The sequence below is a fragment of the Pseudomonas salmasensis genome (genome assembly GCF_014268375.2).
Classification (GTDB): Bacteria; Pseudomonadota; Gammaproteobacteria; order Pseudomonadales; family Pseudomonadaceae; genus Aquipseudomonas; species Aquipseudomonas salmasensis.
The window spans coordinates 6,084,940-6,109,546 of sequence record NZ_CP077083.1; the positions used below are offsets into that span (position 1 = coordinate 6,084,940).

The following is a 24,607-nucleotide window of genomic DNA, read 5'->3' on the forward strand; positions in this document are numbered from 1 at the left end:
GGTGCACACCCCTCAAGACACCACCTCCCCAACCCCAACAACGTCCAACCACCACCTGGCCAACCCCAAAACATTCGGCGCCTTGAGCAACGTAAAGTGATTCCCCCCGCCATGCCAAACCTGCAACCCCCCCCCCTGCCCTCGCCACCCCTCAACCATCAACCCCTGCTCACGCTGATTCCCCGCCGCATCCAACGCCGGGTCCTGCGCCAACACCAAGCGCACCACCCCCTCATACCGCCCTTGCGGCTGATACACCGTGCGCAACGCCGCCGCGTAAGTGCGCGCCGGCCCATCCATCGCCTCCACCGCCGCACGCGCCGGCAACAACCCCACATTCACCATCCCCGCATGCAACGCTTGCCGCTGCGCCACCTCATCGCGCCCGGCAAAGTCCACCGCATCAATCCCCAGCGACTTCCCAGCCGCCAACTGCATCGCCTCGATCAACCGCAACAACGCCGCCGTCGAGGTATAAGCCTTGCCCGCACGCCCCGGCGCCTCGCTGTCGATCACCGTCAAAGAGCCCACCTCACGCCCCATCGCCTGCAAGCGCAGCGCCATTTCCAGCGCCACCCAGCCGCCAAACGAATGCCCCACCAGATGCACCGGCCCCTCAGGGCACTCCTGTTCCAGCGCCGCCAGGTAACACTGCGCCGCCGCTTCCACCTGGCTATGGGGCACCGCCTCGCCATCCAGCCCCCGCGGCTGCAAGCCATACAGCGGCCAGTCGCGCCCCAGCGCTTCGCTCAAACTTACAAAGCCGGTGACGCTGTCTCCCGCGCCTGGCACGCAGAACACCGGCGCATAACCGGCGCGCCCGCTCTGGATGCGCAGCAAGGGTGAGTGCGCCGCGCAACTCACCGGGGTGCTCGCCGCCAGCGCTTGGCTCATGGCCTGGCCGAGGCTCTGGATATGCGGCGCCTGCATCATGCTCTGGTGATCCCCCGGCACCTGCACCTGGCGCAGTTGCCCAGGCGCCAGGGCGGTGTCCCAACCCAGCGCGGCACTGCGCCGCGACAGTTCGGTGGGCCGCTGCTCGGCGCTGAACAGGTGCACCGGGATCGGCAGCGGGAACAGGCTGTAGTGGGCCAGGGCATGCCCATGCCCGACTTCCCGTTGCAAAAAGCTCAACAGGTCGGCGTCCGTCGCCGCTGCCATTTGCGCGTATAGCAAACCTTGATCGCGACAGCGTTGCAGCAAAGCCGCAATGTCCAGCTGTCCAAGGCCTGCCTCCAGTTGGTCCAGGTTCGCCAGCTCATCCACTCCTCCCTGTGCCTTCCAATAGGCCGTGCACTGCAACAACAAATGCCGCTTGAGGGCATCCGGCCCGCTCCAGCGCGCTTTGCCCTGGTCGGTCATGCGCGGCACGTAGCTGTCGATCAAGCCGAGAAACGCCACGGCCTCATCCTGCCCCAGCAACTGCATGGCAACTTCATAGGCCAGCACGCCACCAAAAGACCACCCCGCCAGCCGGTAAGGGCCGTGGGGCTGGATCTGGCGAATCAGCCCGACCATGCGCGCGGCCAAGCCTTCCATGCTGTCCAAGTGCGCCTCGCCCAACGCCACGCCCGGCAGGCCATAAATCGGGTAATCGCCCGGCAGGTGCTGGCCCAGCGCCGGGAAGTACACGTCCATGCCGCTGAACTCATGCACCAGAAATAACGGTGCCTGCGACCCACGGCTGCGCACCGTGATCACCGCCGTCTCAGGCAGCACGTCGTCACCGCGCAGGCGCAGCAGCGCCGCGACCGAGGCCACGCTGGCATGCTCGAACAGCTCGGCCAGCGACACCGGCAACCCGGCCTCTTCCAGCCGATTGACCAGGCGAATCGCCAACAACGAATGCCCGCCCAGTTCGAAGAAACTGTCATGGCGCCCCACCTGCTCAAGCTTCAGTACCTCGGCCCACAGCTGGGCCAAGGTCTGCTCCAGTGCATCGACCGGTACTTCAAATGTGCCGCTGGCCGAAGCGTCCCACGTGGGCACCGGCAAGGCTTTGCGATCGACCTTGCCATTGGCCGTCAACGGCAAATGCTCCAGTGCCACAAAGGCCGACGGCACCATGTAGGCCGGCAAGTGCGCCTGCAGGTAAGCGCGTACCGGCTCGATGCCGACCGGCTCGCCCGCCCAGGTGAAGTAGGCCACCAGGCGTTTGTCCCCCGGCACGTCTTCGCGGGCCAGCACCACCCCTTCGCGAATGCCGGCGAATGTCGCCATGCGTGCTTCGATCTCACCCAGCTCAATGCGAAATCCACGGATCTTCACTTGGTCGTCATTGCGCCCGATGCACTCCAGCAGGCCGTCTGCGCTCCAGCGCCCGAGGTCGCCAGTGCGGTACAGCAAGGCGCCTGGATTGAACGGGTTCTGCACGAACTTTTCAGCCGTCAACTCAGGGCGGTTCAGGTAGCCCTGGGCGACACCGTCGCCGCCGATGCAGATTTCACCGGTCGCCCCCACGGGCAGCAGCTGCAACTGCGTATCCAGTACGTAGACTTGCGTATTGGAAATGGGTCGCCCTACCGGCACGCTGTCGGCATCAGCGGTAAGCGCGTGCACTTCATAAGTGGTGGCGTAGGTGGTGGTTTCGGTCGGCCCGTAGCAATGCACCAGGCGCAACCCCGGTGCTAATGCCAGCAGGTTGCGAAACGCCGCCGGGTCGGCACGCTCGCCGCCGCACAGCAAAATACGCAAGCCGGCCAGGGCCTGGGGAATCAGTTGCACATACTGGTTGAACAGCGCCGTGGTGACGAACAGCACCGTCACGCCCTGAAGTGCCGCGCCAAACGCCAGCGGGTCGAGCAAGGTGGCGTGGTCGATCACCTGCACCTGACCGCCGTTGAGCAACGGCCCCCAGACGTCCATGGTGCTGGCATCAAACGCCGGGTTCGAGGCGAAGGCCACGCGGTCATGGGGATTGAAATCGGCGTAGCCGTTGTTGAGCACCAGGCGCGTGATGCCACGGTGCGGCACCAATACGCCTTTGGGCATGCCGGTGGAGCCGGAGGTGTACATGATGTACGCCACGCTGTGCGAGGGCTGCGGCAGGCCGGGGTTGTGTTCGGGGTATGAGTCGAGGGCCAGGGTGTCCAGGTCCAGGTGCTGCACCGCGCTCTCCACGCTGCAGTCGCTGCGGGTCAACAGCCAGGCGGCGCCGCTGTCTTGCAGCATGAAAGCCTGGCGTTCGGCCGGCGCGTTGAGGTCCAGTGGCACATAGGCGGCGGCGCATTTGAGAATCGCCAGTTGGCTGACCAACAACGCCACCGAGCGTGGCAGCAGGATCGCCAGGTTATCGCCGGGGCACACACCCAGGCCGAGCAGATGATGGGCCAAGCGGTTGGCGCGGCGGTTGAGTTCGCCGTAGCTCACCTGCTGCTCGCCGTGCCGCACCGCCACCGCATCGGGGCGCGCCTGGGCCTGGGCTTCGAACAGGTCTTGCACGCTGCGATCACGTGGGAAAGCGCGGGCCGTGGCGTTGAAGCCCTCAAGCAGTTGCTGGCGTTCGGCCTGGGGCAGGATCGACAAGCAATTGAGCGCGATGTCGCTGCACTCTTCCAGTGCCTGCACCACCTGCGCCAAGGCGTTATGCAGGTAGTCGCCCAAGCGTCGGGCCCCCTGCCCCATGGCCGTGAGGCTGAAACCTTCACCCAGGTCATCCACACTCACCGACACGCCGTAGTGGGTGTGTTCCTCGGTCTGGAGCACCTCGATCCCCTGCCACGCCTCGGCCACGCCCCCGGCCTGGGGCGCACTGTGGCGGTAGTTGAACAACACGCTGAACAACGGCGTGGCCATCGGGACGCCGCTGCAACGCTGGGCCAGCGCCAGGGGCGCGTGTTCATGGCTGAGCAGTTCGGTCAGGCGCCCATGGGTGGTACGCAGCGCGGTCAGTACCGAGTGTTCACCCAGGTCAACCCGCAGCGGCAAGGTATTGATAAACACGCCCATGGCGCGCTCGGCGCCTTCGCCACCTTGCAGGCGGCCGAGCATCACCGTGCCGAACACCACCTGTTCACGGGCGCAGACCGTGCCCAGCACATGGGCCCAGGCCAGGTGCATAAGGCTGGCGGCGCTGACGCCGGCTTGTCGCGCCTGAGTGCGCAGGCGCCGACTCAACCCCAGGTCGAGGCTCACCTTCACGCGCTCATCGGCGCCCAGGTGCGGTACGTCGGTGGGTTCGTCGATCTCAGCGAGCATCTCGCGGAAAAACGTCTCGTGGTCCTCAGCGCCCAGACGGGTCTGGGCCACGTAGTTGCGGTACGGCACGGGCGCGGCCAAGGCGTCTTGGGTGCCCAACAGGAAGGCCTGCATGTCGTGTTGCAGGATGTCCAGGGCGATGTGGTCCATCACCAGATGGTGGAACAGCAACGTCGCCACTACCCGTTGCGACTCCTCGGCGTATACCAGGCGCATCAAAGGTGCGTGGCCAAGGTCCAGGCGTGGCAGCACCGGGCCGCTTTCAACGCTTAATGAGGCGGTGCGCCACACCACCTGCACCGGTTCCTCCAGCCCATCCCAATGGAAGGATGAACGCAGGATGTCATGGCGCTGGATCACCGCCTGCAAGGCATGGGCGAAGGCGTCCAGGCGCAGGCGGCTGTCGAAGGCAAACTGCGCCTGCAACACATAGGCGTCGTCACCTTGCACGGCGCGATGCTGATACAGGATGCCGGCCTGCAAGGGTGCCAGCGGATAAATATCCTGCACATTCGCCGCGCCGCCGGGGATGCTGGCGACGATGCGCTCGATGGCAGCAGGGTCCAGGGTGATCAGCGCAAGCATGTCCGGCGTAATCCGGGTGCAATCGGCCGCAATGCGATTGGCCGGCACCGCCACTTCACGGCCACCGCCCAAGGCCGCAGCCAAAGCCGACAAGGTCGGTTGGCCAAACAGCACTTTCACATCCGCCGACAAGCCCAGGCGGCGCATGCGCCCCATCAGGCTGACTGCCAGCAAGGAGTGGCCGCCCAATTCAAAGAAATTATCATGTCGGCCCACGCGCTCCACGTTGAGCAATTCGGCCCACAGTGCGGCCAGGGTGATTTCTGTATCCCCCACGGGCGCTTCATAGTCGCGCACGCTCGACGCGTCCAGGCCCGGCGCCGGCAGCGCCTTGCGGTCGAGTTTACCGTTGGGGCTCAGCGGCAGCGCCTGCAGGTGCACAAAGCTCGTCGGCAGCATGAATTCCGGCAGGTGTTGCAGCAGATGGGCGCGCAGGCTTTCGACGTCGCTCGGCACGCCGGTGTAATAGGCGATCAGGCGCTGCTCGCGGGCGATCACGGCAGCTTCCTGCACCGCCGGATGCTCGCTCAGGCGCGCCTGGATTTCCCCCAGTTCGATGCGCAGTCCACGGATTTTCACCTGGTCATCATTGCGCCCCAGGTACTCGAGCGTGCCGTCGGGCAAGTAGCGGCCCACGTCCCCGGTGCGGTACATACGCCCAGGGGTGAACGGGTCGTCGAGGAAGCGTTCGGCGGTCAGCTCAGGGCGGTTGAGGTAACCCCGCGCCACCTGCACGCCTGCGATGAACAATTCACCGACCACCCCCAACGGCACCGGCTGCAACTGCCCATCCAGTACATACAGGCGCGTGTTGGCAATCGGCTTGCCGATGGGGGTGTTATCCGGCACCAAGGCACCCGCGCAGTCCCACGCGGTGACATCCACCGCCGCTTCGGTGGGGCCATACAGGTTGTACAAGCCAACCTCCGGCAATTGCTGCTTGAAGCGCCGCACCAGGCTGCCCGGCAGGGCTTCGCCGCTGCACATCACCCGCACCAGCCCGGCGGCCTGGCTGACATCGCCGTGGGCCAGGAACACGTCGAGCATCGACGGCACAAAATGCAGCGTTGTGACCCGCTCGGCCTTGATCACCTGGCACAGGTAGTCAGGGTCTTTATGCCCGCCCGGGCGGGCCATGACCAGGCGTGCGCCAGTGAACAGCGGCCAGAAAAACTCCCATACCGACACGTCGAAGCTGAACGGGGTTTTCTGCAACACCGTATCGCTGGCCGTCAGCCCGTATTCGTCTTGCATCCACAGCAGGCGGTTGACCACCCCAGGGTGTTCGTTGATCACGCCCTTGGGCTGGCCGGTGGAACCGGAGGTGTAGATCACGTAGGCCGCCTCGCTGGCCGCCTGCGGGTTATGGGTGGGCTGGTGCTGCCAGGTGGGTGAATCCAGGTTGACCACCGGAACGTCGCCCAGTAACGCGAGTGTGGTGGACTGGCCCAGCACCACCGTCGGCGCACTGTCGTGCAGCATGTAGGCGATGCGTTCCAGCGGGTAGGCCGGGTCCAGCGGCACATAGGCGGCGCCGGCCTTGAGGATCGCGTACAGGCCGATGACCATGTCCAGGCCACGCTCCACGCAGATCGCCACCCGCGCCTGCGGCTGCACACCCAGAGCTTGCAGGTGACGGGCCAGTTGGTTGGCGCGCACGTTCAGTTCGGCATAGCTCAGTTGCTGCGCGCCCGCCTTCAGGGCAATGGCATGAGGTGTGCGCAGCACCTGGGCTTCAAACAGGCCGTGCAGGGTCTGGTCGAGGTTGTACTCAACGGCGGTGGCGTTGAAATCCACCAGCAGTTGTCGACGCTCGCGCGCATCCACCAGCGGCACCTGCGCCAGCACCGCCTGGTCGTTATCGACCATCGCCTGCAACACGCGGGTGAAATAGCCGACGTAGCGCTGCATCGTCGACTCGTCAAACAGGGCCACGGCATATTCCAGCGCACCGAGGATGCTGCCCTGCACCTCCCCCAGGTTCAACGACAGGTCGAACTTGGCGAAATGGCTGTTCTCGACAATGCTCTCCAGGGCCAGGTCGCCCAAGGCCAGGGTCGGCGCGCTGCTGTCCTGCCAGCTCAGCAAGGTCTGGAACAGCGGGCTGTGGGCCAGGCTGCGCGGCGGCCGGGTGATTTCCACCACCTGCTCGAAGGGCAAGTCCTGATGGGCCTGGGCTTGCAGCGTCAGCGTCTTGACCCGCGCCAGCAACGCCTCGGTGCTCAGCTCGCCCGAGGTGTCGATACGCAGCGCCAGGGTGTTGACGAACAGGCCAATCAGCCCTTCGACTTCGGTGCGCATGCGGTTGGCCACCGGCGTGCCGATCACCAACTCGAGCTGCCCGGACAGGCGCGCCAACAGCGACGCCCAGGCGCTCATCAAGGTCATGTACAAGGTGGTGCCATGGCGCTGGCTCAAGGCCTTGAGCCCGGCGGTGAGGCGTTCATCCAGGCGCACGTCGACGCTGCTGCCAGCGTAGTCCTGCTGCGCCGGGCGCGGGCGGTCGGTGGGCAAGCTCAGCAACGCCGGCGCACCGGCCAGCGCCTGCTGCCAGTAGCTGCTTTGGCGTTGCAGCACCTCGCCGCTCAGCCACAGGCGTTGCCACACGGCAAAGTCGGCGTACTGGATCGGCAAGGGCGGCAGCGGGTCGGCGTGGCCGTGGCTGAAGGCCTGGTACAGCGCCATCAGCTCGCGGGTCAGCACGCCCATGGACCAGCCGTCGGAGACGATATGGTGCAGGGTCAGCAACAGCACATGGTGATCATCGGCCATCACCACCAGGCGCCCGCGCAGCAACGGGCCGCGCTCAAGGTCGAACGGTGCCGAAGCTTCGCCGTGGATCAGCGCGTCCAGGGCCTGTTGCGGCTGCGGGTGGCGACGCAGGTCCTGCACTTGCAGCGCCAACACCTTTTCAGCCGGCACGACCAGCACCTGGGCCTGGTCACCCTGCTGGGCGAAGCGGCTGCGCAGGGTGTCATGCCGCGCCACAATGCGCGCCAGGGCCCGTTGCAGCGCCTGTACATGCAACTGCCCGCGCAACCGCAGGCCGATGGGAATGTTGTAGGCGGTGTTGGCCCCTTCCATCAACGCCAGGAACCACAGGCGTTGCTGGGCGAAGGACAGCGGCACGTCGTCATCACGGTTGGCCGGCAAGATATCCGGCAAGGTGCTGCGACCGGCCTGGGCCAGCACCTCGGCGACCGCCGCCAGTTCAGCGTTGGCAAACAGGTCGCCCAGCGCCAATTCGACGCCCAGCCGCTGGCGCACCTGGGACACCATGCGCATGGCCAGCAGCGAATGCCCGCCCAGCTCAAAGAAATGGTCATAACGCCCCACGCGCTGCACCTGCAACACATCGGCCCAGATCTGCGCCAGCACGGTTTCGATTTCGCCCTGGGGCACGGCGTACTCGCGGGTAAATACCGCGGCCATGTCCGGCGCCGGCAGGGCCTTGCGGTCGAGCTTGCCATTGGCGGTCAGGGGCAGTGCGTCGAGCTTCATGAACGCGACGGGCACCATGTAGTCCGGCAGATGCGCCACCAGGTGGGCGCGAATCTGGGCCAGCGTCAGCGGGTCCAGTAGCGGGTTTTCGGTGAAGTAGGCCACCAGCCGTTCTTCACGCACCACCGCCACCGCCTCCAAAATGCCGGGCAATTGGTTGAGCTGGGTCTCGATTTCGCCCAGTTCGATGCGCACGCCACGGATTTTCACCTGGTCATCGTTGCGCCCCAGGTAGTCGAGCGTGCCGTCCGGCAACCAGCGCACCAGGTCGCCGGTGCGGTACATGCGCCCTGCATTGAACGGGTCGCGCACGAAACGCTCGGCGGTCAGTTCCGGGCGGTTGAGGTAACCGCGTGCCACGCCCTTGCCGCCCACGTACAACTCCCCCGCCACCCCCAACGGCACCGGGCGCTGGTGTGGGTCGAGCACGTAGACCTTGGCATTGGCGATGGGCTTGCCGATATGCAAGGGCTGGCCCGCCTCGACCTTGCCGGAAGTGGCCACCACTGTGGCTTCGGTGGGCCCGTAGTTGTTGATCAGCTCAAAGCGCTGCGCCCGTTTGAACTGGCGCAGACGGTCGCCACCGACCAGCAAGGTGCGCAAGGTCGGGTGCTCGATGTTCTGGCTGAAGGCGTATTCCGCCACCGGCGTCGGCAGAAAGCTCACGTCCAAAGGCTGCGCGCACCACCAGGCCAGCAGTGCGTCGATATCTTCGCCGCCCTCATGGGCCGGTGGCAGGTGCAAGGTGGCGCCCACACACAACGCCGGCCACACTTCCCAGGCCATCGCGTCAAAGCCGAAACCGGCAACACTGGCGGTATGCCGCCCGGCGCGCAGGTCGAAGGCGCTGCAATGCCAGTCCACCAGGTTGGCGACCGTGTGGTGTTCCACCATCACCCCTTTGGGCAAACCGGTGGAGCCGGAGGTGTAGATCACATAGGCCAGGTGCGTCGGGCCGACGGCGATTGTGGGGTTGCTCGCCGAATGGTGCTGCCAGGTGAAGCGGTCCAGATTGATCACCGGCACTTCCAGGGCCGGCAGGCGCTCGAGCAATGCGTGCTGGGTAAGTACCGCCACTGGCGCGCTGTCACTGAGCAAATAGTGGAGGCGCTCGGCCGGGTGGGACGGGTCCACCGGCACATAACCGGCACCGGCCTTGAGAATCGCCAGCAACCCGGCCAGGGTGTCGAGGCCGCGCCGCGCCACAATGGCCACGCGGTCGTCGGGCTTGACCCCCAGTGCCAGCAGATGATGGGCCAGCAGGTTGGCTTGCTGGTTCAGTTCGGTATAGGTCAGTTGCCGGCCCTGATGCACCGCGGCGATGGCGTCCGGCGTGAGCGCAGCCTGGGCTTCTACGCGGCCATGCAGGGTGGTGCTTTGGGGGAAGACGGTCTGGGTGGTGTTGAACTGTTCCAGCAGCAGGCGCTGTTCGGCAGCGGGCACCACCGACAGTTGGTCAAGCGCGGTATGGGGGGCCTGTTCCAGTGCGCTCACCAGGTTTTCCAGCGCGGTGTGCAGGTAGGCGCAGACGCGTTGAGGGTCGACCAGGGTGCTGGCCAGCAAACTCAGGCCGAAGCCTTCGCCCAGGTCGTCCACGCTCAGGGTCAGCGGGTAGTTGGTGCGTTCCTCGGCACGCAGTGCGGTGATGCCCTGCCAGGCCGACACCGCCTCGGCATTGGCGGCGGACGCGCTGTGGCGATAGTTGAGCAGTGCGCTGAACAGCGGCGTCGGCGCGAGCACGCCACTGCAACGCTGGGCCAGGGCCAAGGCCGCGTGTTCATGGCGCAGCAAAGTGGTCAAGCGTGCGTGGGTGGCCTTGACGGCGGTGCGCACGTCCTGGGCGTCTACGTCCACGCGAAACGGCAAGGTATTGATGAAAATACCCAGGGCGCGGTCGGTGTCATAGCTGCCCTGCATGCGCCCCATCAATACGGTGCCGAACACCACCTGAGCCTTGCCGGCCAACCCCCCCAGCACCTGGGCCCACCCCAAGTGAAACAGGCTGGCGGCGCTCACGCCCAGTTGGCGCGCCTGTACGCGCAAACGCTGGGCCAGTGCCGGCGCCAATGGCAGGCTGACTTCAGCAATAGCGCGCGCATCGCCTTGCACGTCCTGCAAACCGAACGGCAAGGTGGGCTCGCTGATATCGCCGAGCATTTGCCGGAAGAAACTTTCGTGCTCCTGTTCACTGATGCCCAGCCGCGCCTGCGCCACGTAGTTGCGAAACGGCACGGCCTGGCCGAGGGCCGCGCCCTGCCCTAACAGGCACGCCTGCATCTCGTGGCACACCACGTCCAGGGCGCTGTGGTCGAGCGCCATGTGATGGAACAACAGGGTGGCGACGATGCGCTGGTTGGCCGGGTCTTCAGCGCGCACCAGGCGCAGCAACGGCGCCTGGGTGACGTCGAGGCGGTAGTGGCGGGCATCAAACAGGTCATGCAGTTGCGTGGCGATATCGCCGTCGGCCGGGTCCAGCATCAAGGCTTGCACCGGCAGGCGTGCCTGGCGCCACACCACTTGCGAGGGTTGCGTCAGGCCATCCCAGACCACCCCGGTACGCAGGATGTCGTGACGGTCCATCACCCGTTGCAGCGCCTGGGCAAACGCATCGAAACGCGCCAGGTTGTCAAAGGCGAACTGCGACTGCATCACATAGGGGTCGCCCTGCTCGGCACTCACATGGTGGAACAGGATGCCTTCCTGCAACGGCGCCAGCGGGTAGATGTCCTGGATATTCGCCACGCCGCCCTGCACCGTGGCGACAATGCGCTCGATCTCGTCCTGGCTCAGGGTCGACAGGGTCAGCATCTGGGGAGTGATGCGCTCGGCAGTGGCCGGGATACCATTGGCCGGCACCTGCACCTCACCGGCCTTGGTCGCGGTGTATGCACCGGCCTTGATCAGTTCGATCAGCGCCGGCTTGTGTTCATGCAAGGCGGCCAATATCGCCGGGTCGCTCAAGGCGTGCTTGTTGCCGTTCACCGACAACTGCTCGCCCTTGAGCGCCAGTTGCACATCCTTGGTGTTCAGGGTTGCCAGCAGCTCGAGGATGTTCACAGGACGATCTCCATTCGTTCGGTCATTGCGGCGTAGCCGGCCAGGGTCGGTTGTTCGAACAAGCCCCGCACATCGGCTTCCATGCCTTCCTGGCGCAGGCGCCCGATCAAGCTCACGGCCAGCAGCGAGTGCCCGCCCAGTTCAAAGAAGTTGTCGTGGCGCCCTACCCGCTCCACCTTGAGCAACTCGGCCCAGAGCTGGGCCAGGAGGATTTCGGTGTCGCCTTCGGGCGCCGTGTATTCACGTACCTGCAAGGCGTCCATACCCGGTGCAGGCAGGGCCTTGCGGTCAAGCTTGCCGTTGGGGCTCAGGGGCCAGGCGTCCAGGTGCATGAACAGCGCCGGCACCATAAAGTCGGGCAGGTGCTGCAACAGCTGGGCGCGCAGGCTTTCGATATCGGTAGGCGCGCCGGTGTAATACGCGACCAGGCGCTGGTCCCGGGCGACGACCACGGCGTCCTTGACCGCCGGATGCTCGATCAGGTGCGCCTGGATTTCTCCCAGCTCGATGCGCAGGCCACGGATCTTGACCTGATCGTCGTTGCGCCCCAGGTACTCAAGCGTGCCGTCGGGCAAGTAGCGGCCCAGGTCACCGGTGCGGTACATGCGCCCCGGGGTGAACGGGTCGTCAAGGAAGCGTTCGGCGGTCAGCTCAGGGCGGTTCAGATAACCCCGCGCCACTTGCACGCCCGCGATAAACAGCTCACCGACCACGCCTAACGGTACTGGCTGCAACTGCCCGTCCAGAACATACAGGCGAGTATTGGCAATCGGCTTGCCGATCGGGGTGTTGTCCGGCACCTCAGGGCGTGCGCAGTTCCACGCCGTCACGTCTACCGCCGCTTCGGTGGGGCCATACAGGTTGTACAAGCCAATCCCCGGCAACTGCTGCTTGAAACGCCGCACCAGGCTGCCCGGCAAGGCCTCGCCGCTGCACATCACCCGCACCAATCCCGCCGCTTGGCTGACATCGCCGTGGGCCAGGAATACATCGAGCATCGACGGCACAAAGTGCAGGGTCGTGATGTGCTCCGAGGCGATCACCTCGCACAGGTACGCCGGGTCTTTGTGCCCGTCAGGGCGCGCCATCACCAGGCGTGCGCCGGTGAACAGCGGCCAGAAGAATTCCCACACCGACACGTCGAAGCTGAACGGGGTTTTCTGCAGCACCGCATCGTGGGCCTTGAGGCCATAGGCGTCCTGCATCCACAACAGGCGGTTGACCACCCCGGCATGTTCGTTGATCACACCCTTGGGCTGGCCGGTGGAACCGGAGGTGTAAATCACATAGGCCGCGTGGCGGGCAGTGAGGCCCGGTATCTGCGGGTTAGTCGTCGGTTGGTGCTGCCAGGTGCTGTGGTCGAGGTCGATCACCGCCACGTCACCCAGCAACGCGCGGGTGGCGCTTTGGGCCAGCACCACCACCGGCGCGCTGTCGTGCAGCATGTAGGCGATGCGCTCTGGTGGGTACGCCGGGTCCAGCGGCACATAGGCACCGCCGGCCTTGAGAATGGCGAACAGGCCGATGACCATGTCCAGGCCGCGCTCGACGCAGATGCCCACCCGCGCGTCCGGGCGCACGCCGTTGTCACGCAGGTGATGGGCCAGGCGGTTGGCGCGCTCATTGAGTTGCCGGTAGCTCAAGGTGTGCTCACCGGCCTTCACCGCCACGGCCTGCGGGGTACGTACGACCTGGGCTTCAAACATGCCGTGCAGGGTCTGGTCGAGGTTGTAGTTCACCTCGGTGGCGTTGAACTGCACCAGCAGCTGTTGCCGCTCTTGCAGCCCCAGCACCGGCAGGCGATTCAGCGCCTGGTGCGGCGCATGCTCAAGGGCCTCGACCAGGCCGCTCAACGCGTTATGCATATAGCCGCACATCCGCTGCGCATCCACCTGGGCCAAGGCAGTGAACGCGTAGCCATCGCCCAGGTCGTCCACGTTCAGGGTCAGTGGGTAATTGGTGCGCCCGTCATTGACCAGGGTCTGCATGCCTTCCCAGGCCAACTGCGCATCCGCCGAGCGGGTGGCGGCGCCGCGATGGCGATAGTTGAGCATCGAGCTGAACAACGGCGCCGGGGACGCTACACCGCTGCAACGCTGGGCCAAGGCCAGGGAGGCGTGTTCATGGCCGAGCAAGTCGGTCAGCCGCGCATGGGTAGCGCGCACGGCGGCGCGGGCGCCCTGGTCGTCAATGTCCAGGCGCAGCGGCAAGGTATTGATAAACACGCCCAGGGCGCGGTCGGCGCCCTCGCCGCCTTGCAAGCGGCCCACCAGCACTGTGCCGAACACCACCGTATGGCGCGCCGATACCGCGGCCAGCACCTGCGCCCAGGCCAGATGGAACAGGCTGGCAGCGCTGACACCCAGCAGCCGCGCCTGGCTGCGCAGGCGGCGGTTGAGCTGACTGTCCAGTTGCAGGGTATGTTCGTCGATGGCATTGCCGTCGCCGCGCACGTCCTGCCAGCCGAACGGCAACGTCGGTTCGTCGACATCGCCCAGCATCTGGCGGAAGAACTGCTCATGCGCCTGTTCGCTGACACCCAGGCGCGCCTGGGCCACATAGTTGCGATACGGCATCGGCGCGGCGGTGGGCGCGGCGTGGCCCAACAGGTGGCCCTGCATTTCGCGCAACACCACGTCAAAGGCGGTGTGGTCCAACACGATATGGTGATAGAGCAGCACCGCCACCACGCGCTGGTTGACCGGGTCCTGGGCGTACATCAGGCGGATCAACGGCGCCTGGCTGATTTCCAGGCGATAACGCCGCGCATCAAAGCGCTCGTGCAGGCCGGCGAGTACGTCGCCTTGCAAGTGCAGTTCCTGCACGCACAACTGCGCCTGGCGCCACACCACTTGCAGCGGTTGCGCCAGGCCCTCCCACACCACCCCGGTGCGCAGGATGTCGTGGCGGTTAATTACCTGTTGCAGGGCGCGCACAAAAGCCTGCACACGCTCGACACTGTCAAACGCCAGGTGCGATTGCAGCAGGTAAGGATCGCCCTGCGCCGCCGTGAGGTAGTGATAGAAAATCCCTTCCTGCAACGGCGCCAGCGGGTAGATATCCTGCACGTTGGCAGCGCCGCCAGGCACCTGGGCCACCACCTGATCGATGGCCGACTGGTCGAGGCTTACCAAAGCCAGCATGTTCGGGGTGATGCGCTGGCAACCGGCACTGATGCGATTGGCCGGCACCTGCACTTCGCGGCCACTGCCGACAGCGGCGGCCAGAGCGGCCAGGGTTGGCTGGCTGAACAGTACGCGCACATCGGCGCTGAGGCCGGCCTGGCGCATGCGCTCGATCAGGCTGACGGCCAGCAAGGAATGGCCGCCCAGTTCGAAGAAGTGGTCATGGCGACCCACCTGCTCCACCTGCAACACCTCGGCCCACAGCCGCGCCAGGGTGGTTTCGACGTCACCTTGGGGGGCTTGGTATTCGCGGCTGAGCAAGGCGCACTGGTCCGGCTGCGGCAGTGCCTTGCGGTCCAGTTTGCCATTGGCGGTCAGGGGCAGTTGGTCAAGCCGCATATAGGCGACCGGCACCAGCGCCTCGGGCAGTTGGGCTTGCAGGTGCGCACGCAAGGTCTCGATCTGCAACGGGTGCTGTTCGGTGAACCAGGCCAGCAGGCGGCCTTCGCGCACCAGCACCACGGCCTCGCGGATGCCGTCCAGGGCCGCCAGGCGGCTTTCGATTTCACCCAGTTCCACCCGCACGCCGCGCAGTTTTACCTGGTCGTCGTTACGGCCCAGGTATTCAAGGTTGCCATCGGGCAGCCAACGCACCCGGTCACCGGTGCGGTACATGCGCCCAGGGCTGAACGGGTCTTGCAGGAAGCGTTCGGCGGTCAGCTCGGCACGGTTGAGGTAGCCCCGCGCCACGCCGCTGCCGCCTACATAAAGTTCACCGGCCACGCCCACCGGTACCGGGCGCAGGTGCGCGTCCAGCACATAGCTGGTGGCATTGGCGATGGGCCGGCCGATATGCAACACCTGCCCGGCCCGCACGCGACCGGAGGTAGCAACCACCGTGGCTTCGGTGGGGCCGTAGTTGTTGACCACCGCAAAGCGCCGCTCCTGGGTGAACTGGCGCAAGCGGTCTCCGCCGATCAGCAGGATGCGCAAGGTGGGGTGCTGCTGGGGCAAGCTAAAGGCGTACTCGGCCACCGGCGTCGGCAAGAAGCTGACGTCCAACGGCTGCGCCAGCCACCAGGCCAACAGTTCATCGATGTTTTCGTTGCCAATCTCGGCGGGCGGCAGGTGCAGGGTCGCGCCGACGCACAGGGCTGGCCAGACCTCCCAGGCCATGGCATCGAACCCCATGCCGGCCACGCTGCTGGTGTGGCTTACCGCTGTCAGGCCAAAGGCCTGACAGTGCCAATGCATCAGGTTTTCCACGGTGCGATGTTCCACCATGACGCCCTTGGGCTGGCCGGTGGAGCCGGAGGTGTAGATCACGTACGCCAGGTGCGCGGGCGTCAGCGCGGGCAGTTGCGGGTTGCTGACGTCGTGGCGCTGCCAGGCGGGGTCATGCAGATCAACCAACGCAAGCGAACCGAGCAGCTCCCGGGTACTGGTCTCGGCGAGCACTGCCACGGGCGCGCTGTCTTGCAACAAATAGGCAATACGCTCGGCGGGGTACGCCGGGTCAATCGGCACATAGCCCGCGCCAGCCTTGAGAATGCCCAACAGCCCCACTAGCATTTGCGGGCCGCGACGGCAGCACAGCGCCACGCGGTCGTCGGCTTGCACGCCGAGTTCCAGCAAGTGATGAGCCAACTGGTTGGCCCGTTGATTGAGCTGCTGATACGTCAGCGCCTCACTGCCTTGCTGCACGGCAATGCGATGGGGTTGGCGCTCGGCCTGCACCTCAAACGCACCGTGCAGGGTCTGGCCACGGGGGAAGTCGTGGGCGGTAGCGTTGAACTCGCGCAGTACCGTGTCGCGCTCTGCGGCGGGCAGAATCGGCAATTGGCGCAGCGCGCTGTGGGGCGCCGTCTCCAGGGTGGCAATCAGTTGCTGCACGGTACTGAGCATGTAGGCGCACAGGCGTTGCGCGCCGATCTGCGGCACTGCCAGCACGCTCAGGCCAAAGCCTGCGCCCAGGTCATCCACGCTCAGGGTCAACGGGTAGTTGCTGCGTTCTTCACCGCCCAGCAGTTGCACGCCTTCCCAGATGCCGTGGCCGTCGCGGGCCATTTCGCCTGGGTTGCTGTGGCGGTAATTGAGCAAGGCGCTGAACAGCGGTGTGCTGGTCGGCACGCCACTGCAACGCTGGGCCAGGGCCAGTGACGCATGTTCATGCCCGAGCAAGGCGCTCAAGCGTGCATGGGTGGCTTTGACCGCCTGCGCCGCGTCGGCTGCAACATCGACCCGCAGCGGCAAGGTGTTGATAAACATCCCCAGCGCACGGTCTGCGCCCTCGCCGGCTTGCAGTCGGCCCATGAGCACGGTGCCGAACACCACCTCATCGCGGCCCGAGACCAGGCCCAACACCTGGGCCCAGGCCAGGTGCATCAGGCTGGCGGCGCTGACCCCCAGTTGGCGCGCCTGCTGGCGTACGCGCCGGGCCAGGCCTGCCTCCAGGTGCACCTCGGCTTCTTCGATTGCACGGCCATCGCCCTGTACATCCTGCAGGCCAAACGGCAAGGTCGGCTCGTCGACCTCCGCGAGCATGTCGCGGAAAAACTGCTCATGCTGCGCCACACTGACGCCCAGTCGAGCCTGGGCCACATAGTTGCGAAACGGCGCGGCGGGGGGCAAGTCCTGGGCCTGATTGAACATAAAGGCACGCATTTCCTGGCCGACCACTTCCATGGCGGTGTGGTCCAGCGCCAGGTGGTGGAACAGCAGGATCGCCGCGACCCGGTGGTGCGCCGGGTCCTGGGCGTAGACCATGCGCAGCAACGGCGCCTGGGTAATGTCCAGGCGATAATGACGCGCATCGAAACGCCCGTGCAGTTGCGCCATGACGTCGCCGCCGGCCGGGTCGAGCATCACCTCCTGCACCGCCAGCTGGGCGGCGCGCCACACCACTTGCACCGGGCTGTCGAGCCCTTCCCACACCACAGCGGTACGCAAAATATCGTGGCGCGCCACCACCTGTTGCAGCGCGCCCATAAAAGCGTGCAAGCGCTCGGCGGTGTCAAAGGCCATGCGCGATTGCAGCAGGTACGGGTCGCCCTGCTCGGCGCTGATGTGGTGGTAGAGAATGCCTTCCTGTAGCGGCGCCAGCGGGTAGATATCCTGGATATTCGCTGCACCACCCGGCACGCTGGCAACGATGTGCGCGATGGCCTGCGGGGTGAGTTGCACCAGGCTCAGCATCGACGGCGTGAGCTGTGTGCAGCCGGCGGGGATGCCATTGGCGGGCACCACGATTTCTCTGCCGCTGCCCACGGCGGCCGCCAGCGCGGCCAGGCTTGGCTGGCTGAACAACACGCGCACATCAAAGCTCAGGCCCACTTGGCGCATGCGTTCGATCAGGCTGACGGCCAGCAACGAATGCCCGCCCAATTCGAAGAAATGATCATGGCGCCCCACGCGCTCAAGCTTGAGCACGTCCTGCCAGATCTGCGCCAGCAGGCTTTCCACCTCGCCTTGGGGGGCTTCGTAGCCACGGCTGATCAAGGCGGCCTGGTCGGGTGCCGGCAATGCCTTGCGGTCGAGCTTGCCGTTGTTGGTCAACGGCAGGCTGGCCAGCGGCATATAGGCCGACGGCAGCATGTAGTCCGGCAGTTGGCCTTGCAGGTGAGCGTGTACCTGGTCAATGCCCAGGTCTGCGCCGGCCCAGGTGAAATAGGCCACCAGGCGCTTGTCCCCCGGTACGTCTTCACGGGCGAGCACGGCAACTTCCTGAATGCCTGCACAGCTGGCCAGGCGCGCCTCGATCTCGCCCAGTTCGATACGGAAACCGCGGATTTTGACTTGGTCGTCATTGCGCCCCAGGCACTCCAGCAGGCCCTCTTGCGACCAGCGCCCGAGGTCGCCAGTGCGATACATCAGTGCCCCAGGCTGATCGACAAAGGGGTTGTTCACGAATTTCTCGGCGGTCAATTGCGCACGGTTCAAGTAGCCCTTGGCGACACCCTCCCCGCCAATGCAGATTTCACCGGTGATACCCAGCGGCACCGGCTGCAACTGCGCATCCAGCACATAGATCTGCGTATTGGAAATCGGTCGCCCTACCGGCACGCTGTCGGCATCAAGGGCCAGCGCACGCACTTCATAGGTGGCGGCGTAGGTGGTGGTTTCGGTCGGCCCGTAGCAATGCACCAGACGCAACGCCGGGGCCTGCGCCAACAGGCTGCGGAAGGCCGCCGGGTCGGCACGTTCGCCGCCGCACAGCAAAATGCGCAGGCCGGCCAGGGCATTTGGAATCAGTTGCACATACTGGTTGAACAGCGCGGTGGTGACGAACAGCACCGTGGCGCCCTTGAGTTGAGCGCCAAACGCCAGCGGGTCGAGCAAAGTGGCGTGGTCGATCACCTGGACCTGGGCGCCGTTGAGCAGCGCGCCCCACACATCCATGGTGCTGGCGTCGAACGCCGGGTTCGACGCAAACGCGATGCGGTCATGGGGGTTGAAGTCGGCGTAGCCGTTATTGATCACCAGCCGGCTGATGCCGCGATGGGTCACCAACACGCCTTTGGGCGTACCGGTGGAGCCGGAGGTGTACATGATGTACGCCACGCTGTCCGAGCTCTGGGCCACCGCGGGGTTGGTCGCAGGCAATGCGTCCAGGCTCAGCTCGCCCAGGTTGTCCAGCCGCTGGCGGGCGCCGCTGTCCTGCACCATGAAGGCTTGGCGTTCAGGCGGCGCGTTGATGTCCAGCGGCACGTAGACCGCTGCGCATTTGAGTACAGCCAATTGGCTGACGATCAGGTCGATTGAGCGCGGCAGGGCCAGGGCGACCGGCTCACCCGGCTGTACGCCCTGGTTGAGCAAATAATGAGCGAGCCGGTTAGCACGGCGGTTGAGGTCGCGGTAGCTCAGGGCGCGCTCGCCATGCACCACCGCCGTGGCTTGCGGCCGAGCCAGTGCCTGGGCTTCGAACAGTTGGGCAACGCTGAGGTGCGACGGAAATTCACGAGCGCTGGCATTGAAGTCCTGCAGCAGTTTGCGCCGCTCCGCCGGCGGCACGATCGATACGCTGTGCAACGCGGTGGTCGGCGCCTGTTGCAGCGCAGTCACCAGGTGGCGCAGTGCGGTGAGCATGTAGTTGCCCACCCGTTGCACGTCCAGTTCGGCCACGCCTTGCACGGTCAAGCGCATGCCCGTGCCGAGGTCATCGACGTTGAGCACCAGTGGGTAGTTGCTGCACTCTTCGGAGCTGAGAATCTCGATACCGGAGGCGGCAAAGGGGTTGTCCCCCGGGGCTTCATCGGCTGCGCTGTGCCGGTAATTGAGCAAGGTGCTGAACAACGGCAGCGAGCCCGGCACGCCGCTGCACCGCTGGGCCAGGGACAACGAGGCATGTTCGTGCCCGAGCAGCTGCGCCAGGCGCGCATGGGTGGCGCGCACGCCGGCCTGTACGCCGACGCTGCCAAGGCTGACCCGCAGCGGCAAGGTGTTGATGAACATCCCCAGCGCCCGGTCGGCGCCCTCGCCGCCCTGCATGCGGCCCAGCAACACGGTGCCGAATACCACCTCCTGCTGGCCAGACACCTGGCCCAGCACCTGGGCCCACGCAAGGTGCACCAGGCTGGCGGTGCTCACGCCCAGTTGCCGGGCCTGTTCGCGCAAGCCCAGGTTGAGCGCCGGCTCCAGCGGCAGGCGCGCTTCGTGAATGCCGCTGCCGTCACCATTCACGTCCTGCAAACCGAAGGCCAGGGTCGGCTCGTCGATATCGCCCAGCATCTGGCTGAAGAACGCTTCATGCTGGGCCTGGGTGACACCGAGGCGGGCCTGGGCCACGTAGTTGCGGTACTGCACCGCGTCAGGCAATTGCGCACTGTGGCCGTGCAGGCTGGCGCTCATCTCTTCGACCAGCACGTGCAGGGCCGTATGGTCGAGCAGGATATGGTGCAGCAGCAAAATGCCGACCACGCCGTGGCTGTCCTGCGCATACGCCAGGCGCATCAGTGAGGCGCGTGACAGGTCCAGGCGATAGTGGCGTGGGTCGAAACGCTGTTGCAGGTGCGCCAGTGCATCGCCGCCCAGGGCATCCAGGCGTTCGACCACCAAGGGTGCCTGGCGCAACACCACTTGCACCGGTTCCTCCAGGCCCTCCCAGAGAATGGCGGTGCGCAGGATATCGTTGCGTTCGATCACCGCGTGCAGCGCGTTGACGAAGCCGTCGACGGCGCCCTGGTCGTGAAAGCGCAACTGCACCTGCAACACGTAGGGGTCGCCCTCGGTGGTCGCCAGGTGGTGGTAGAGAATGCCGGCCTGCAACGGCGCCAGGCCGTAGATGTCCTGCACGTTGGCAACGCCACCGGGCACGGCCTCGAGGATGTGGTCGATGGCGGCCTGATCCAGCTCGACCAGGGGCAGCATGTCCGGGGTGATGGCCTGGGTGTCTGCTTGAATAGGATTGGCCGGCACCTGCACGCTCTGCTGGCCGCCCACCGCCGCAGCGAGCGCCGCCAAGGTGGGTTGGCCGAACAGCACGCGCACATCGGCGCTGAGGTCGGCCTGGCGCATGCGTTCGATCAGTTTGACCGCCAGCAGCGAATGGCCACCGAGTTCGAAGAAATTGTCCTCACGGCCGACACGGTCGACGTTGAGCAAGTCTTGCCAGAGCCTGGCGAGGGTGGTTTCCACCGCGCCCTGGGGCGCCGCATACGCGCGCCGGGCTACGGCGTCGGCATCGGGTGCGGGCAAGGCCTTGCGGTCGAGTTTGCCGTTGGTGGTCAGCGGCAGCTTATCCAGGCGCACGAAGGCGCTGGGCACCATGTGTTCGGCCAGGCTGCGCAGCAGATGGTCACGCAGGGCGGCCACGTTGAGTTCGCCATCGCTGATCACATAGGCCACCAGGCGTTGGTCGCCCGGCTGATCTTCACGGGCGATCACCACGGCATCGCGCACGCCGCTGGCCGTGGCCAGATGCGCCTGGATTTCACCCAGTTCGATGCGGAAACCCCGGATCTTGACCTGGTCATCGTTACGCCCCAGGTACTCGACACTGCCGTCGGCCAGCAGGCGACCGAGGTCGCCGGTCTTGTACATGCGCAGGCCGGTGGCCGGATCGGCAAGGAAACGTTCGGCATTCAGCCCCTCGCGGTTGAAGTAACCACGCGCCACCCCGGCACCGCCCACGTACAACTCGCCCACCACCCCCTGAGGCAAGGGCTCGCGGCGGGCATCCAGCACGTACAACTGCAAATCGGGAATACGCACGCCAATCGGGCTCACGCCGACCAAGTGTGCGTCGGCCGCTTCCAGCGCCCGGTAGGTCACATGCACGGTGGTTTCAGTGATGCCGTACATGTTCACCAGTTGCGTACCGGCATTCACCGCCCGTGCGTACCACGGCTTGAGCATGCCCGGTTCCAGGGCTTCGCCGCCGAAAATCACCTGACGCAGGGAATGGGACTGGGCGCTGTTGCTCTGGGCCGCGATCAACTGGCGGAACGCGCTCGGCGTCTGGTTGAGGATGCTCACCTTGGCATCGCACAGCAACGCGTAGCACTCATCCGGCGAGCGGCTGACCAGTTGCGGCACGATCAGCAACTGGCCGCCGTGCATCAGCGCGCCCCAGATTTCCCACACGGAAAAGTCGAACGCGAAGGAATGGAACAATGCCCACACATCATGATGATTGAAGCCGAACCACTGCTGGGTGGCGCTGAACAGGCGTGCGACCTGGCGATGCTCGATCATCACGCCCTTGGGCAGGCCGGTGGAGCCGGAGGTGTAGATCACATAGGCGAGGTTGGCCGGGCTCAGGTGCAACCCAGGATTGTTGATGGGCAACGGGCCCAGGTGGTCGAGGTCGATTTGGGCGAGTGCGCCGACCCGCTGCGCCGTGTCGGCCTGCACGAGCACCGCCACCGGCTGGCTGTCGGCCAGGGTGTAGGCGATGCGTTCCTGGGGATAGGCCGGGTCGATGGGCACATAGCCCGCGCCGGCCTTGAGGATGCCGAGCAGGCCGATGATCATTTGCGGGCCGCGCTCCACGCAGATCGCCACGCGCGCGTCGGGGCGCACGCCGTGGGCCAGCAGCGCGTGGGCGACCTGGTTGGCACGTTCATTGAGTTGGCGGTAGGTCAGGGAGTGTTGCTCGAAGTACAACGCAATGGCATCGGGCTGGGCGGCGGCGTGGGTTTCGACTTGCTGGTGGATCAGCTGGGTATCGGCGTAGTGCGTGGGGCAGTCGTTCAAGGTGTGCAGCAAGTGGTGGCGTTCAGCGTCAGGCAGGATGTTCAGGCCGCAGAGCGGCATATCCGGTCGTTGTTCGAGGGCGTCGGCCAGGCTTTTCAAGGCCGTATGCAGATAGCCCGCAACCCGCTGCGCGCCGATGGACGCATCCACCATCACCGTCAGGGCGAAGTCTTCCCCCAGGTCATCGACGTTGACGGTCAACGGGTAGTTGGTGCGCTCTTCGGCGCCCAATACCTGGATGCCGTCGGCCACTTCAATCACCGCCGCCATGTCAGTGGCGGCGCTGTGACGGTAGTTGAGTATCGCGCTGAACAGCGGCGTAGGCGCCGCCACGCCGCTGCAGCGTTGTGCCAGCGCCAGGGACGCATGTTCGTGGTCGAGCAAGCGCGTGAGGCGCTCATGAGTGACCTTGACCGCAGCGCGCACGCCCTGCTCGCCCACATCCACCCGCAGCGGCAAGGTGTTGATGAACATGCCCAAGGCCCGCTCACCGCCCTCGCCTGCCCCCATGCGCCCGAGCATCACGGTACCGAATACCACCGCCTCCCGCCCGGAAACCGCACCCAGCACCCGCGCCAAGGCCAGGTGCATCAGGCTCGCCACACTCACCCCCAGCGGGCGCGCCACGCTACGCAAGCGGCGGCTCAGAGCGCTGTCGACGGGGATGCGCACTTCGTCGATACCCTGGCCGTCGCCCTGCACATCCTGCAGGCCGAACGGCAGCGTCGGTTCATCGATATCCGCCAGCATGTCGCGGAAGAACGCCTCATGAGCCTGCTCGCTGACACCATGGCGCACCTGGGCGATATAGGTGCGAAACGCTACCGGTGCAGGGGCCAGCGCTTGCTGCCCGGCCAGGTACAGTTGGATTTCATGCCGCACGCCATCCAGGGCCGTGTGATCAAGGATGGTGTGGTGGAACAGCAACATCGCCACCACCCGCTGGTTGGCCGGGTCATCAGCGAACACCAGGCGCAACAGCGGCGCCTGGCCCAGGTCCATGCGGTAGGCGCGGGTATCATAGCGAGCGAGCAATTGAGCCAGGCGGTCAGCACCGTCCAGCTGCGCCTCTTCGCAGGCCAGCGCAGCCTTGCGCCACACCACTTGCAGCGGTTCGTCCATGCGCTCCCAGACCATCGAAGTGCGCAAAATGTCGTGACGGTCGATGACCCATTGCAGCGCCTCGGCAAAGGCCTCAAGGCGTGCGCGGCTGTCGAACACGAACTGCGCGTGCAGCACGTAAGGGTCACCCTTTTGCGCCGAAAGATGGTGATAGAGCATGCCTTCCTGGAGCGGCGCCAGCGGATAGATATCCTGCACATTCGCCGCACCGCCGGGGACCGCTGCGACGATACGGTCGATGGCCGGCTGGTCGAGGTTGACCAGCGCCAGCATGTCCGGGGTGATGCGGTAGGCCGGGCTCAGCCAGTCACCGCCATGCTCGGCGACCAACTGCAGGAGTTGGGGTTTGTGCGCGATCAATTGATCCCAGAGCGCGTCGTCCAACGCTTGGTCATCGCCCAGGACAATCAGGTCGTCTTCTTCCGTTTGCAGACGGATCGCGTGGGTGGAAATCGCTGCCAGTAAGTCGCTGAACTGCATGGGGAACCTGCCTGATAATTCACGGTTGACGAGAATGTCCGTATTCAGTTTTGCCGCTTGGATCGGCAGTACCGCGCGCCTGTAAAAAATGCGGGCGCAGCCGTAGGCCTGGAGGGGCTTCCGGCAGGCTTGAAAATTAAGGGATCTGTGGGCTGGGGGGTGACATGGGAAGCGGGGACAAGGGGGCAGTACGGTTTGCTCGGAGGGCTGTACGGGGTGCAGCAGGCCGTTCAGATTTGTACGACAAAAAGCCCGGAAACGTCTGACTTTACCCTCAGGAAATCCCTCTCCAAAGTTTGGCTTGCCGCTGACTTGCTCTGACTCGGTTACCTCGATTGAAAGGCGTT

General features: G+C 65.6%; 2 protein-coding genes. Both read right to left on the reverse strand.

Annotated features, from left to right (window positions below; all coding sequences use genetic code 11):
• Positions 1 to 12 precede the first annotated feature (12 nt).
• Positions 13 to 11,340 (reverse strand): non-ribosomal peptide synthetase, encoded by an 11,328-nt coding sequence (locus tag HU731_RS27480; protein ID WP_186608258.1) that lies wholly within the window; start codon positions 11,338 to 11,340, stop codon positions 13 to 15.
• A complete protein-coding gene (locus HU731_RS27485) occupies positions 11,337 to 24,260 on the reverse strand; it encodes a non-ribosomal peptide synthetase (protein ID WP_186608257.1) in 12,924 nt (4,307 codons plus the stop codon). The genes HU731_RS27480 and HU731_RS27485 overlap by 4 nt, the downstream gene beginning before the upstream one ends.
• Positions 24,261 to 24,607 lie beyond the last annotated feature (347 nt).